Raw genomic sequence first — 13,899 nt, 5'->3', positions numbered from 1 at the left:
AAAATAGATGCTAATAAAAGGCAGTGATGGCAATGTGTTGCTGTCACTGCTTTTCTCGTTGCACCTGCTCAATGGCAGGGTTCTTGCTGTTTATGGTCGGGTGGAGCCGAATCCAGAGAGGACGGCTATAATGATTATGCAACGAATACGAACGATATTAATTCTACTGACATTCTTTCTGCTACCTGGATGCGCTGCCGTTCCCTTTGGTATCGGTTTGATTCCTGGTGCCCCTTCCTATTTTTCGTCGGTTATCGGTAACGGACAGACCGCGTACGAAACTGCCGTGGACGAACGGTCCACCGAGCAACAGATGCTCGACGCCATCATAGCAGGCCATGCTCAGGCAGAGTTTTACAAGCATAAGGAAATCCGAGCTCGTCAGGTCATCGCCTATGCCTATTTTGGCAAGCTCTATCTCGTGGGCGAGTATGACTCGCAGGAGCAACTCCGCAAGATTTACGAGTGCGCTGACAAGGTGAAGGACAAGTGCGGCATCGTCAGCTTGCTTTATCTCAAAGAAGATCAACCTACTTCCGATTTTCTTTCCGAGCAGGCCATGGCCACGGAACTCAAGGCTCAACTCATGGCGGACTTTGAAGTCACCAGTTCGCCTATTGATGTCGAGGTTGTTCAGGGTGACATCATCCTGCTGGGTGTCATCTCGGACAAGGCTGAGCGCGACAAGATCATGGCCCATGCCTTGGAGAGTGTGGGAGATGGCCGTGTCATCTCCTATCTCTATCATCAGGAGAATGCCGGGCCGGAACCGCGCATCATGACAGCCAAGCTGGAGCCTTCAAAGGCTGACACCAAGCCCAAGAGAGCGAAAAAGAAGATTCCCAAGCGCATCACTCCTGCCGAGAAGGCAGAGAAGCCAAAGGCTGTCGCTGATTCGTCTCCGTCGCCACCGCTGGTCGTCAATGGCCGTGTCTCCGGTCTGTAGATAGTTTGCACACAGGGTTGCACCAGTCCGCAACCCTTCCTTTAGCCGCCCACTCCTCCCCGTGGGCGGCTTTGTTTTTTTGGAGACGCTGTCCATTCTCCCGAAAATACTACCCCCGGTATTGGAGCGGTGTTATATAGTATCTATAAGGGGGAATCTCATGAGTACCGACCTGAGAGATCTTGTTCGTTATCATCTCCCCAATTTTCCGCTTCAGCGGGTGAGACGACTGTATACGGACACCACCGAATTCTCGTCCATCGGATACGGCGACGTGATCCGCCTGGGCGATAAGCATTACATGGTGCTGCGCGATGAAGCGGAGCGGCGGTTCGGTCTTGAAGACTTCAAGTTCTGGGTCAAACGGTGCAAGTGTCTCGAGACCGGAGAAGGCGTCATCCTCAAGCTCGTGTTCCACGAGGAATTTACTCAACAGATAGGACCGTTGACGGTCCGCAGCTTCCGCAGTGAGCGTAAGGAAGCGCGTATCCTTGATCTAGTGCGCGACGATCCGCGGTTCATGCACGGCTTCTCTCTGGAAGATGAAGTCGGAAATCTGGTGCGCGTTTTGGAAATCATCCGCGGCAGGCGATTGGATGTTGCCATCGATAACTTGCCGGGCAACCACCTAGAGTACTTCGAAGACAATCTTCGCTCCACCATGGAGATGTTCATTACCGGCTGCGAGGCCATTGATTTCCTGCATAAGAACAACGAGCGGCACGGCGATGTTCGGCGTGATCACCTCTGGGTGGAAAGCACCACCGGGCAGGCTCGCTGGATCGATTTCGATTATGCCTATGAAGCCACGGCCAACCCGTTTGCCCTTGACCTTTTCGGGTTGGGCAATGCGTTGTTGTTCGTGGTGGGCAAGCAGATTTATACGCCGGGGCAGTTCGATGGCATGGAAGGCGTGGAAAACATCGTGCCGGATGATTTCTCCCTTATTTTCAAGAATCGGCTGGTGAACCTGCGTCGTATATTCCCGTACATCCCCAAGCCGCTCAATAATGTACTTATGCACTTCGCCGCCGGGGCCGAGGTGTTTTATGAATCAGTAGAAGAGTTTTTGGACGATCTTCGTCCGTGCCTGGATTATCTGCCCAAGCAATAAGGAGGGTGGCATGAATTTCAAGAAGATTCTGCTGGCCGTGGATGCGAGCGAGAACGCCATGCGCGCCGTGGAATATGTCGGTAGCATAGCGGGCAACAGTGATGGTTTCGAGGTCCGTCTCCTTTGCATAGAACGGTTGCCGCACCGAGATATCTTTCCTGACGAGGAAAGTTGGAAGGAAGGGTGCGAGACCACTCGCAACGTGTTGAAGGAGTTTCTGGGCAAGGCTCGTGAACGGTTGGTCGAGATGGGCGTACCTGGGGCCATGGTAACCGAGAAGTATGTCACCAGTTGTTTCTCGCCGTTCAGTGAGACCGCCCCTGTTTGCAGTCGAGGTACGGGCGTGGCTCATGAAATTCTGGATGCCCAGAAGCAGGGTGGCTACGGAACTGTCGTGATCGGACGACGCGGCGTTGCCAAGGCCGAAGAGTTTCTGTTTGGTTCGGTCTCCAATAAGATCGTCCACTCCGCCAAGGACTGCACTGTTTGGGTAGTCTCTTAAAGGAGGATGCATGCTGACGGTTCGCGAGCTGGTCGAGCGGTACCAGCCGGATGTGAACGTCCGGCCCGGTGGTAGCGTGTACTCCGACACCACGGAGTTCATGTCCATTGGTCCCGGCGATGTCATCGCCGTGGAAGGGCGGCACTATCTGGTTCATCGCGATGCCGTGGAGCGTGGTTTGGCCTACAAGGACACCAAGTTCTGGGTGAAGAAGGCCATGGAGCTGGAGACCGGGGAAGCCAAACTGCTCAAGCTCGTTTTTCACGAAAGCTTCCATCTCAAGTGGGGGGTCGTAAAAGTAAAGTGTTATCGTAGCCCCCGCAAGGAAGCTCGCATGCTCGACCTAGTTCGGGGTGACTCCCGTTTCATGCAGGGGCGCACCGTTCATGACGATGCAGGGAATCGTATCCGTGTGATCGACATTATTCAGGGCAAGCGTATCGACTATGTGGTGGCGAATATCAAGGCGGATCACGAGACATATTTCCATGAATTCTACCCGCAAATTCTCGACAGGTTCATCAAGGCATGCGGAGCTATTGCCCATCTTCACGATCACGATGAATTGCATGGCGACATCAGCCTTGATCATCTGATGCGCGAGTATTCCACCGGAGCCTATCGCTGGATTGATTTTGACTACGCCTATGAGGCGCAAGCCAACCCGTTCGCCCTTGATCTTTTCGGGTTGGGCCGCATTCTGCTCTGTATCACTGGCAAGTGGCTCTATTCACCGCAAACCCTCGGTGATCTCGGCGTGAATTTCAATCCGGTCAATCTCGTTCCCGCTGACTATTCCTGTGTGCATCGGAGCGAGATCATGAATCTCAAGAAGCTGTTCCCCTACATCCCGGACAGGCTTAACAATGTGTTGCTCCATTTCTCCTACGGGGCCGAAGTTTGCTACGATTCCGTACCTGAGTTTCTGGATGATTTGAGGGCTGCTGCAGAGATGTGAAGGCAGAAGAGGAGGTCTCCTTTGGCTCCATTGTCCGATGATTTCGACTCTTGACGAGCTCAAAGGCGAGGGCCTTAAGAATAGCCATACTCTTCGTGTGACTACCTGATCATGTTTTTAATCGAGTGAAATTGTCAAAGGACGGTATTATAGATGCCTGTGTCTGTGGCGGGTTAAAGAAAGGTTGCAAAGGTCAATAAAAAGCACCCGCCTTCCAAAAAGAGGGCGGGCGCTGAATGCCTATTAAGACTTAAAACTGAGACCTACCAGCGGGGGCGCTCAACACGAGGTTTGGCCTCGTTGACCTTGAGGTCGCGGCCATCAAGATTGTTGCCGTTCAACGCGTCAATGGCGGACATGGCATCTGCGTCATTGTCCATCTCAACAAAGCCGAAGCCTCTGGGACGGCCTGTTTCACGGTCTTCGATCAATTTGACGGAAGAGACTTCTCCGTATGCTTCAAAAGCAGTGCGGATATCCGCTTCAGTGGTGGACCATGCCATATTGCCGACATAAATATTCTTGGACATAATTTCTCCTGTGTTCTCTTAATGGTGACTTCCTCCCGATTGATCGGGCGAACGTCATAAATGAATAGTGTGTTTTGTATGACCGTTTATGGCCTATAGATTACCAGCGAGGACGCTCAACACGAGGTTTGGCCTCATTGACCGTGAGGGCACGACCATCAAAATTGTTGCCGTTCAACGCATCAATGGCGGACATGGCATCTGTGTCATTGTTCATCTCAACAAAGCCAAAGCCTCTGGGGCGGCCAGTTTCACGGTCTTCGATCAATTTGACAGAAGAGACTTCTCCGTATGCTTCAAAAGCAGTGCGGATATCCGCTTCAGTGGTGGACCATGCCATATTACCGACATATATATTCTTGGACATAATTTCTCCTATGTTGTTTTGGTGTTACGATTGTCTGACAAAGCAGATAAAGCGTAATAGTAGAGTGTTGCGAGTCAAAAAATGAACCCGTTGTATGCTGAAAGAGCAGGATTGATAGCCTAGGAACTAGGCCGCAACTCTATTAGACTGCTTGTGATTTCGTCTTCTTTTTGGGCATGATGTCTTTGCAGGAGAATGTGAAGATGCTTGTTTTTTATCATCAACACAGTTGCCTCTCGCAGGATCAATGGCGACATGCTGATCAAAAGAGACATTCATGATTCGTTTGAGATCTCGCATCTGCTTTGCGTCATCATGAGTGACTAAACTGATGGCATTGCCGGTACGTCCCGCCCTGCCTGTGCGCCCTGTTCGGTGGGTATACGTTTCCGCAGTGTTAGGCATATCAAAATTAATGACATGGGTTATACGGTCACAGTCGATGCCTCTTGCGACAATATCTGTTGCCACCATGATAGAGTAACGCCCATTACGAAAACCATTTAACGCTTTATCGCGTTGCTTTTGACTCATGTTACCTTGCAGAAAGGTTGTGTCATGCCCGTCGTTTACGAGCTTGCGGGAAAGGCTTTTGGCCTTGTGCTTGGTGCGAGTGAAAATCAACATGCTTTTGTGTTCTGAGCGTGAAATGATATCATCCAACAAAGCACCCTTGTTGCCAGTCCTTGTTTTGTAGAAGACGTGTTTGACACTGGAGACCGGCGAGGTTGTGTTAATCTGAACCGTTTTGGGATCGACAAGAATGCGATTGGCAAAGGCCAAAATGGATTTGGGCATGGTCGCTGAGAACAACAGGTTTTGTCGTTTGACCGGAAGGCGAGCTATGATTCGTTTGATATCCGGCAGAAAACCCATATCGAGCATCCGGTCCGCCTCATCAAGCACCAACGTGTCGATGCCTCTGAAGTCAACAACCCCCTTGTTGATGAGCCTGACGAGTCGTCCGGGACAAGCAACAATGACATGGGAAGTATCGAGAGCCTTTATTTGAGGGCCCATTCCGATACCGCCGATAACTATACTACTGCGTATGTGGGTCTGTTTGGCAAGGGAGACAAAGCTCTCGTTGATCTGCATTGCCAACTCTCGTGTGGGGGCCAGGACGAGGATGCGAGGGCCTTTCTGAGAAGGAGAGTTTGTAAGCAGTTTTTGAAGAACAGGCAGAGCAAAAGCGGCAGTTTTACCGGTGCCAGTCTGAGCCAATCCCATAACGTCATTTCCGTTAAGAATCAGTGGGATGGCTTTTTGTTGAATCGGGGTGGGAGTTTCGTAGCCGCAGGACTTGATACCGGCGTCAAGACGCCGATCAAGCAAAAAAGAAGTAAAGGTCATAAAGTCCTTGGAAAAAAAGCAAAAAAACGACGGAGCGTGACAGCGGTCGATCCCGGGTTCGCCGGGTATATTTGAAAGGCTCTGGTACGGAAGGAGTAAATCTAGATCTTACGCAAAACGTGAGGTGCCCAATAGGGGCTAAGAAGTAATCGTGCGTCCAGTCACGCTGAGGTCTGTATTAATCAATCATTATCACGAAGAAGTAAAGATGTTTTTTGAATATGTATTACTATAGTAAATAATGTCATAACCTCAATACTTTGCCATAAATATGAAAAGGGACAAAGTCATCCTTTTGGCATCATTCCAAGAAATTATGGTTTCCAATTCGTCATTGCTAAATTTTTTATGGCCTGAGTAATACATTATTATCTTGAATGATGCTATATTTCCATGTGCCTGTGTGAGAAAGTAAAATGTGTATTGTAATTTCATCCGTAAACATAGTTTATAGCCTTAAGAATCCCATATGTGTCTTCGACCCGGGGCAATCGAAAAGGCCTTGGAGAGACTTCTCCAAGACCTTTTAACTAGCTTAGTATTTGCCGAAGGCGAGAAAGGGATTCCAAAGGGTATAGCCCTTTGGCCGCCGGAGGCGAAATCTCCTGTCAATCGCCGCGCAGCGGCATCATATTCGCTTCTCTACTTCCAAGGCTCCATGAACTCGGCACTCGACTTGCCATCCTCTATGTGTGTGATCAGGGCAGAGCCGAATACGGCGGCATCCAACAATCCGTCGAACTCGGTGAGCTGATCGGGATGCTTGATACCGAATCCGAGGGCGATGGGAATGTCGAACACTTCCTTGGCCTCGGTGAGCTTTGCCTTGATACGAGTGGGCAGCGACTCGCGCTGACCAGTGGTGCCAAGCACGGAAACGAAGTAGCAGAAACCGGACGCATTCTCAGCGTACAGCTTCATACGCTCCTTGGGCGTGTTGAGCCCGACGAGGGGGACGAGTGCAACGCCGTGTGGCTCAATGGCTTCCTTGACGAAACCGGCTTCCTCAATGGGCATGTCCGCGATGATAAGACCGGATACGCCAGCGGCTTCGCAATCTGCGGCGAATTCGTCCAAGCCGTACTGATAGACGGGGTTGAGATAGCCCATCAGGAGAATGGCGGCGTTGAACTGTCCTTTGCGTTCCTTGAGTCCGTCGAAAATCCATTGCAGGTTGATGCCGTCGTCGAGACACTTGAGAGATGCCTTCTCGACAACCGGACCGTCGGCCACGGGGTCGGAGAAGGGCATGCCGATCTCGATGACGGATGCGCCTGCAGCGTCGAGCTGTTCCAGTTCCTTCCAGAATTGATCACGAGTGGGAAAACCCGCCGGAAGGAAGGGGATAAGGCCTGCTTTGCCTTGCTTGTTTGCCTCTTCAATCTTTGTTTGCATGGGATTCATATCGTGATCTCCTAGAGAATTTCGTCAAGAATGCCGAGGTCCTTGTCGCCGCGACCAGAGAGGCAGACGAGGACGGACTTGCCCTGAAGTTCTTCCTTGTGCTCGATGGCGTAGGCCACGGCGTGGGAGGACTCAAGTGCCGGGATGATGCCTTCCTGCTGGGAGAGCATCTTGAAGGCGTTGATGGCCTGGGCGTCGTTGATGGTGGTGTAGTCCACGCGACCGATGGCCTGCAGATGGGCATGCTCGGGGCCGACGCCGGGGTAGTCGAGGCCGGGTGCCACGGAGTGGGACGGCAGAATCTGACCTTCCTCGGTCTGGAGGAGTTTGGTCTTCATGCCGTGGAGCACACCGTCGCTGCCGTGATCGAGGGGCGCGGAATCATCGCAACCCGGCTCGCCAGTGCCAGCAGCCTCTACGCCCACGATCTTGACGGATTCGTCGGGCACGAAATGATGGAACATGCCGATGGCGTTGGAACCACCGCCTACGCAGGCCACGACCGTGTCAGGCAGCTTGCCGTCGTTGCGGTCCATGAACTGCTGGCGCGCTTCTTTGGAAATGATCTGCTGGAATTCGCGGACAAGGTCCGGGAATGGGTAGGGACCGGCTGCGGTACCAAAGCAGTAGTGGGTGTTTTCCTGATCTGCCAACCAGCGGCGCAAGGCTTCGTTGATGGCGTCCTTGAGGGTCTTGGTGCCGGATTCAACGGCGATGATCTCGGCCCCCATCAGGCGCATGCGGTTGACGTTGGGAGCCTGACGAACCACGTCGGTGGCGCCCATGTAGATGACGGCTTTCATGCCGAGCATGGCAGCGGCTACGGTGGTGGCAACGCCGTGCATGCCTGCGCCGGTCTCGGCCAGCAGCACTTCCTTGCCCATCATCTTGGCCAGCAACCCCTGACCAAGGGTGTTGTTGATTTTGTGTGCGCCAGAGTGGTTCAGATCCTCTCGCTTGAGCCACAGGTCCAGTCCGAGCTGCTCGGATATGCGAGGGCAGTATGTGAGGGTGGACGGACGGCCCACGTTTTCCTTGAGCATCTGCGTAAAGCGGGTCTGGAATTCCTCGCTTGGGAGGATGGTCTTCATGGCCTCTTCCAGTTCCAGCAGGGGCGGCATGAGCAGTTCGGGAATAAACTGCCCGCCAAAGTCACCAAAATAACCTTTCTTCATAATATCATCACACCTTTGCGAGCGCATCGAACACGGCCCGCAATTTTGTTTCGTCTTTAATGCCCGGTTCCTTTTCAACGCCGGAGTTGATGTCCAGCCCGGGAGGGTTGAACTTCAGGACCTCTTCAATGTTGTGAGGGCCAATGCCTCCTGCGAGGAACCAGGGCGTCTGTATATTCAAATCCTTCAGGATGTCGAAGTTGATAGTCTGTCCGGTGCCGCCCTGTTTGGCCTGACCTGCGTCGAGCAGGAAGTGGCCGCTACATTCGGCAAAGGCATCCAGATCGCGGGAGAGGGCCGCGGCGGACGGGTAGGTGTCCGGCCAGAAGACGCGGATGACCCGGTCCGGCCCGATTCTCCAGCAGAAATGGATGTCCTGTTTGCCGTGTAGCTGGGCAGCATGCAGCCCGCAATGGTCCATGATCTCCAGCACCTCTTCGTGAGGCTGGTCGACGAAAACGCCGACCTTGGTGATCTTGCCGGTCTTGACCGAGGCCACGAAGTCGGGATCGACATTGCGCGGGCTCTTGGGGTGGAAGATGAAACCCAGCAGGTCCACGCCAAGCTCAGTGCAGAGCTTGACGTCTTCCATGCGGGTCATTCCGCAGACCTTGACCATCGGGCGGCTCATTATTTTGCTCCGGTCAGTTCGGCGAGCTTTTCGCCGGGGTTATCAGCTTCCATCAGGCAGGTGCCGATGAGCACGGCGTCGAAGCCGAGTTCGCCCATCTCGACGACCTGTTCGCGCTCGGATACGCCACTGGCGCAAATCCAGAGCTCGCCGTCTTGCTTCTGCTTGATGAAGTTGCGGGACTGGTCGAGGGTGATTTCCAGCGTATCCAGATCGCGGTTGTTTACCTGAATGATGTCGGCACCGGCTTCGCGGGCCATGTCCAGATCTGCCTGGTCGAAGATTTCGACAACCGGGGCGAGCCCGGGCATGCGGGCGATGTCGATGAGCTGCTTCAGGTGGTTCACGTCATCGCACATGCGGGCGATGAGCAGCACGGCAGAGGCCGGGCTGGACGCGGTCATGGCGACCTGAAGCGGATCGAAGATGAAGTCCTTGCGCAGCAGCGGGGTGCCGGTCTGGTTCATGATGAACAGGAAGTCCGGGGTTCCCTTGAAGTACTGGTGTTCGGTGAGGACGGAAATGGCGGCAGCGCCGTTCTTGGCATACGCCTCTTCGTAATCGAGCGGGTTCAGATTCTCGCGCAGGATGCCCTTGCTCGGGCTGGCGGGTTTGAACTCGGCAATGACGGCACCCGGGCCTTTGGCCTTGATGGCGTCCACGAAAGAGGGGCGTTCGCCCTGATATACGGCGGGCACGCGGCCCTCCACGAAGTCCTTGCGCAGGGAGTCGATCTCCAGCTGCTTGGCTTCCCTGAATTTATCCAACATAGGGGATTCCTTTCTGTAGTCCTTGGTTGACGGTGTGACGGGCAAGGTCGGCACATTCCCTCATGTCGCCCTTGCCAAGAAGATGCAGGCACCCTGCCAGATTCAGGGCCACCATGTCCATCATGGCTTCGGGCCCCTTTCCGGCGAGGATGTCGCGGAGCTTGGCAACGGCGTCGTCCTTGCCGTCTACACGTACGTCTCCCGGAGCATGGGGCTTGAATCCAAGCTGCGATGGATTGACCGTGGTCTTTTCCATCACGCCGTCGTGGATGATGTAGCCCCGGTTCGGTCCCCAGGTGGTCAGCTCGTCAAAGCCGCCTGCGCCGGAGAAGATGAGGGCCTTGTCCACACCGGTCAGGAGCAGGGTCTCGCCCATGAGCTCCAGCTTGGAAGGATCACCGATGCCCATGAGCTGATGGGACGGACGGGCCGGGTTCAGCAGCGGTCCCATGAAGTTGAACAGGGTGCGGATGCCAAGCTGCTGGCGTACGGGCATGACGTACTTGAAAGCAGGGTGGTAGGCGGGCGCGAACAGGAAGGCGAAGTTGTATTTCGCCAAGCCTTCGGCGGCCTCTTCCGGAGTCTGCTCCAGCGGAATGCCGAGGGCTTCCAGCGCATCAGCCGAACCGCAGGAAGAAGACAGGGCGCGGTTGCCGTGCTTGGCAACGGTGTAGCCCATGTCTGCCAGGAACAGGGACACGGCAGTGGAGTTGTTGAAGGAACACTGTCCGTCGCCGCCGGTACCGCAGGTGTCGATGACAGGCTCGTCGCGGTTGCCGTCAAAGCCGGGAATCTTCACGGCATGGGCCACGCCGGCGCGGACGCCTGCGGCCAGATCCGTGGAGTCCTCACCTTTGGCGCGAAGGGCCATGAGGAAGGCACCGGTCTGGGCCTCGGTCATGTTGCCGTCCATGAGTTCGGTGAACATGAAGTCAGCCTGCACGTCATTCAAGGGCTTTTTCTGGGCCAGTAATTCAAGAATTTCGGAGATGCTCATTTCATTATCCTTTCATGTTCAGGAAGTTCTGGAGAAGCTTGGGGCCGTCCGGGGTCAGGATGGATTCCGGGTGGAACTGCACCCCGTGCCAGGGGCGGTCCTTGTACATGATGCCCATGATCTCGCCGCGCTTGGTGGTGGCGGTCACTTCGATCTTGTCCGCTGCCTCTTCTGCCGGGACCACCAGCGAGTGGTAGCGACAGACTTCGAACGGGGAATCCACACCTGCGAACACGGACTTGCCTTCGTGGTACACCATGGAGGTCTTGCCGTGCATGATGCGCTCGGCACGTTTGACCGGTGCGCCAGCAAAGTGACCAAGGGTCTGGTGTCCGAGGCAAACGCCCAGTACCGGGATTTCCTTGGGCAGCCGCGCCAGAAACTCGAGGCAGAAGCCTGCGTTTTCCGGGTTGGACGGGCCGGGGGAAAGGCAGACACGCTCCAGTTTACCGGAGGTTGCCAGCTCCAATACTTCTTCGCGGTCATTGCGGATGACCTGCGGGTCGGCTCCCAGTTGCTGGAAAGCCTGCACCAGATTGAAGGTGAAGGAGTCGAAATTATCTATCAGCAAAAACATCAGTGCCTCCTTTACCCGTGATCACTTCAAGCAGTACGCGCGCCTTGTTGTGGCACTCGTTCCATTCAGCTTCGGCATCGGAATCGTAAACGATACCCGCGCCCGCCTGCCAATTGCAGACGCCGTCGCGGATCCACATGGAACGGATGGTGATGCCCGTATCGAGGGAGACCACGCCGTCGTCCAGTCCCATCCAGCCGATGCAGCCGCCGTAGGGACCGCGATCCTGCGGTTCCAGATCGGCGATGATTTCCATGGCCCGAATCTTGGGAGCGCCGGACAGGGTGCCTGCCGGGAAAGTGGCCTGCAAAACGTCCACGCCGTCCAGCCCGTCCTTGAGCTCGCCTTCCACGTAGGAGGTGAGGTGCATGACATGGGAGAAACGTTCGACGTTCATGAATTTCTCCACCGTGACCGTGCCGGGTTTGGAGATGCGGCCCAGATCGTTGCGGCCAAGGTCTACGAGCATGACGTGCTCGGCGCGTTCCTTGGGATCGGCCAACAGCTCTTTTTCAAGGCGCATGTCTTCCTTTTCGGTCTCGCCTCTCCAGCGGGTGCCGGCGATGGGGCGAACTTCGAGGTGCCCCGCATCGGAGCGGACCATCATTTCGGGCGAGGAGCCGAGCAGGGTGGTGCCGCAGGTCTTGCCCATGGACGCGCAGTCCGGGAATTTCATGTAGAACATGAACGGGGAAGGGTTGGCCTGACGGAGACGGCGGTAAATGCGGAATGGCTCGTCAGGAACCGGGACAGTGAAACGGGTGGAGAGCACCACCTGAATGCACTCGCCCTCGGCGATGAGCTCTTTGCAGCGTTCCACGCCAGCCATGTATTCTTCCTTGCCGGGGTGGACCGTGGGAGTGCCCGCTTCCGGAGCGGTCAGGTCTGCGCCCCACTGGATCGGTGCCGGGGTCGGTGCTGCGCCTTCATCGAGACTCAGGTAGCAGCAGGAGTGGCGCAGGTGGTCGAACAGTACCAGCTGGCCGGGCAGGACCAGACACGCTTCGGCGTCTGCGGGTTTGCAGCATTCGGCGAGCTTGCGCTCGAACATGCCTGCCACACCGTAGCCAAAGTAGCCGTACAGGCCGCGGGTCAGGCCGGGGATGGTGTCCCTGCTGTTGCCGCCTTCGGTTTTCTGTTCGATGTTGAGGATTTCCGCGGCTTTCTTGATGCCGGGAAGAAAGTCCATGCCTTCCAGCTCTTTGAGTGGAGCGAGACGCTCGTCAGTGGCTTCCACCACGAGCTTGCCATCCACGGGGTGGAGCATGAGGCGATAGTCCCAGGCCATGAGGCTGTAGCGGCCCAGGCGGCCGTCGACTTCAGCGGATTCCAGCATGATGCCGGGCTGGTCGCCGACCAATCCCATAAATAGGGAAACAGTAGTCTGAACATCAGCCGGCAACCATTTGCCATGCTGTGTCAAAGTGATCTTATCCATTACTTTTTCTCCTGTTGACCCGGTTCCCGATAGCAGCGCAACTGCGTCGTTGCCGGGAGCAAGTCGGTCCTCATCGTAGTGCTGCTATGCCTGCGGGCAATCTTTTTCCGCCGTCTTGCAGCTGCACCACTCTTGAAAACCTCACGGTGTCAACATCGATAAATTGGTTTTGTTAATCGAGCGGGCTGGGAATAACCTCCCAACCTTTCACCTTTTTTCGATTCTCATATCTCTTTCACGTGCCGTTCATTGTCATCTCCTTGAATATGAACAAGGCCACACCCCGGTTTGAGGGTGCGGCCTTGGAAAAAACATTATCTATGCGATCGGCTGATAGCCGCACCCTTTAATATGATTCATTGTTACGCCACCACCACTGTGCGCGGTCGGCCAGCAGGTCGAGATCGCCGCCTGCAGCCACGCTCAGGTAGTTCATGAATTTACGGTTGGTTTCCTGCAAGTAGGGGTTGGCTTCGGAAATGATGCCGAACAACTCCATGTCCTGAGTAAGCATTTTACGTGCAGAATCAAGACGTCGCTGGAAAGACGGGGTCAGAAACTTGTCGATGCCGTCCACATCGCGGGCAGCGGCGAGGAAAGCCACGGTAGAGGTGAAGTTCAGGCCCTGAATGAAAGCCATGGCCCGATCATGTTCCTCGGCGGTGGAGGTGAAGCTCTCGTATCCGCAGGCATCCATTATGGTGGCCACCCGGTATGCATCACGGCGGTCTTCCTCACGACCGGCCATGACGGCCACGCGCGGGGTGAATCCTTCCGGAATAACTGGTCCGAACAGGGGGTGGGTCCCCACTATCGGACCGTCATATTTGTCGAGCATCACCTTCATGGGGTGTACCTTCACCGATCCTACGTCACACAGGATGGTAGGGGCGGACAGGTGGGGCAGCATCTGGTCCAGCACCGAGATCATGGCGTTGACCGGCACGCTCAGCATGAGCATGTCGCAATCGGTCAGCGCCGCGCGGACGTCATCGTCGGTATACGGACGGCTCAGCTCCGCAACTTCGATGCCGAGCGCGGTGAAGGCTTTGGAAAAAAGCCCTCCCATCTGTCCGTTTGCGCCAACGATGGCGATTTTGCTGAAACCTTCTAACTGCATGATGCTCTTCTTTCTCG

15 protein-coding genes are annotated in these 13,899 nt (G+C 55.1%); 4 read left to right on the top strand and 11 right to left on the bottom strand.

All coding sequences use genetic code 11. From position 1 onward, the window contains the following. Positions 1 to 136: 136 nt before the first annotated feature. The 4 genes from HFN16_RS01885 to HFN16_RS01870 all read left to right on the top strand — a co-directional run bounded on the left by HFN16_RS01885 (position 137) and on the right by HFN16_RS01870 (position 3,520). On the top strand, positions 137 to 946 hold the full coding sequence (locus HFN16_RS01885; RefSeq protein WP_168889088.1) for a BON domain-containing protein: 810 nt from the start codon (positions 137 to 139) through the stop codon (positions 944 to 946). Positions 947 to 1,106: 160 nt separating this feature from the next. Further along, on the top strand, positions 1,107 to 2,060 hold the full coding sequence (locus tag HFN16_RS01880) for a serine/threonine protein kinase (protein ID WP_168889087.1): 954 nt from the start codon (positions 1,107 to 1,109) through the stop codon (positions 2,058 to 2,060). A 10-nt stretch (positions 2,061 to 2,070) separates the two neighbouring features. Further along, positions 2,071 to 2,562 carry a universal stress protein gene (locus HFN16_RS01875; RefSeq protein ID WP_168889086.1) on the top strand — a complete coding sequence of 164 codons (492 nt, stop codon included), beginning with the start codon at positions 2,071 to 2,073 and terminating at the stop codon, positions 2,560 to 2,562. A gap of 10 nt (positions 2,563 to 2,572) precedes the next feature. Next, a complete protein-coding gene (locus tag HFN16_RS01870; RefSeq protein WP_168889085.1) occupies positions 2,573 to 3,520 on the top strand; it encodes a serine/threonine protein kinase in 948 nt (315 codons plus the stop codon). 263 nt (positions 3,521 to 3,783) lie between these two features. Here the strand turns inward: HFN16_RS01870 and HFN16_RS01865 are convergent, their stop codons facing one another. The 11 genes from HFN16_RS01865 to HFN16_RS01815 form a co-directional block, all read right to left on the bottom strand. Then, positions 3,784 to 4,050, bottom strand: coding sequence for an RNA-binding protein (locus HFN16_RS01865; RefSeq protein WP_168889084.1), 267 nt, complete (start codon positions 4,048 to 4,050; stop codon positions 3,784 to 3,786). 100 nt (positions 4,051 to 4,150) lie between these two features. Next, the gene (locus HFN16_RS01860) at positions 4,151 to 4,417 is read right to left on the bottom strand and encodes an RNA-binding protein (protein ID WP_168889083.1); all 267 of its coding nucleotides are present in this window, start codon (positions 4,415 to 4,417) and stop codon (positions 4,151 to 4,153) included. Positions 4,418 to 4,543: 126 nt separating this feature from the next. Continuing rightward, positions 4,544 to 5,770, bottom strand: a complete 1,227-nt coding sequence (locus tag HFN16_RS01855; RefSeq protein ID WP_168889082.1) for a DEAD/DEAH box helicase — start codon at positions 5,768 to 5,770, stop codon at positions 4,544 to 4,546. A 642-nt stretch (positions 5,771 to 6,412) separates the two neighbouring features. Further along, positions 6,413 to 7,174, bottom strand: coding sequence for a tryptophan synthase subunit alpha (trpA, locus tag HFN16_RS01850; RefSeq protein WP_168889081.1), 762 nt, complete (start codon positions 7,172 to 7,174; stop codon positions 6,413 to 6,415). An 11-nt stretch (positions 7,175 to 7,185) separates the two neighbouring features. Further along, positions 7,186 to 8,349: a tryptophan synthase subunit beta gene (gene trpB / locus HFN16_RS01845; protein ID WP_168889080.1), complete on the bottom strand. Its 1,164-nt coding sequence runs from the start codon at positions 8,347 to 8,349 to the stop codon at positions 7,186 to 7,188. Positions 8,350 to 8,356: 7 nt separating this feature from the next. Continuing rightward, positions 8,357 to 8,980, bottom strand: coding sequence for a phosphoribosylanthranilate isomerase (locus HFN16_RS01840; RefSeq protein ID WP_210772224.1), 624 nt, complete (start codon positions 8,978 to 8,980; stop codon positions 8,357 to 8,359). Beyond that, entirely contained in the window at positions 8,980 to 9,750 is a 771-nt protein-coding gene (locus HFN16_RS01835; RefSeq protein WP_168889079.1) for an indole-3-glycerol-phosphate synthase, read from the bottom strand. Before HFN16_RS01835 ends, HFN16_RS01840 begins: the two co-directional genes overlap by 1 nt. Continuing rightward, a complete protein-coding gene (gene trpD / locus HFN16_RS01830; RefSeq protein WP_168889078.1) occupies positions 9,740 to 10,747 on the bottom strand; it encodes an anthranilate phosphoribosyltransferase in 1,008 nt (335 codons plus the stop codon). Before trpD ends, HFN16_RS01835 begins: the two co-directional genes overlap by 11 nt. A gap of 4 nt (positions 10,748 to 10,751) precedes the next feature. Next, entirely contained in the window at positions 10,752 to 11,324 is a 573-nt protein-coding gene (locus HFN16_RS01825) for an aminodeoxychorismate/anthranilate synthase component II (RefSeq protein ID WP_168889077.1), read from the bottom strand. Beyond that, positions 11,305 to 12,762: an anthranilate synthase component I family protein gene (locus tag HFN16_RS01820; RefSeq protein WP_168889076.1), complete on the bottom strand. Its 1,458-nt coding sequence runs from the start codon at positions 12,760 to 12,762 to the stop codon at positions 11,305 to 11,307. Before HFN16_RS01820 ends, HFN16_RS01825 begins: the two co-directional genes overlap by 20 nt. A gap of 346 nt (positions 12,763 to 13,108) precedes the next feature. Beyond that, a complete protein-coding gene (locus HFN16_RS01815; protein WP_168889075.1) occupies positions 13,109 to 13,882 on the bottom strand; it encodes a prephenate dehydrogenase/arogenate dehydrogenase family protein in 774 nt (257 codons plus the stop codon). Positions 13,883 to 13,899: the final 17 nt, after the last annotated feature.

This window comes from Pseudodesulfovibrio sp. zrk46 (genome assembly GCF_012516435.1).
In the GTDB taxonomy this organism is placed as follows: Bacteria; Desulfobacterota; Desulfovibrionia; order Desulfovibrionales; family Desulfovibrionaceae; genus Pseudodesulfovibrio.
The sequence above is the reverse complement of the archived record's forward strand: the minus strand, read 5'-3'. Positions and strand labels throughout refer to the sequence as shown.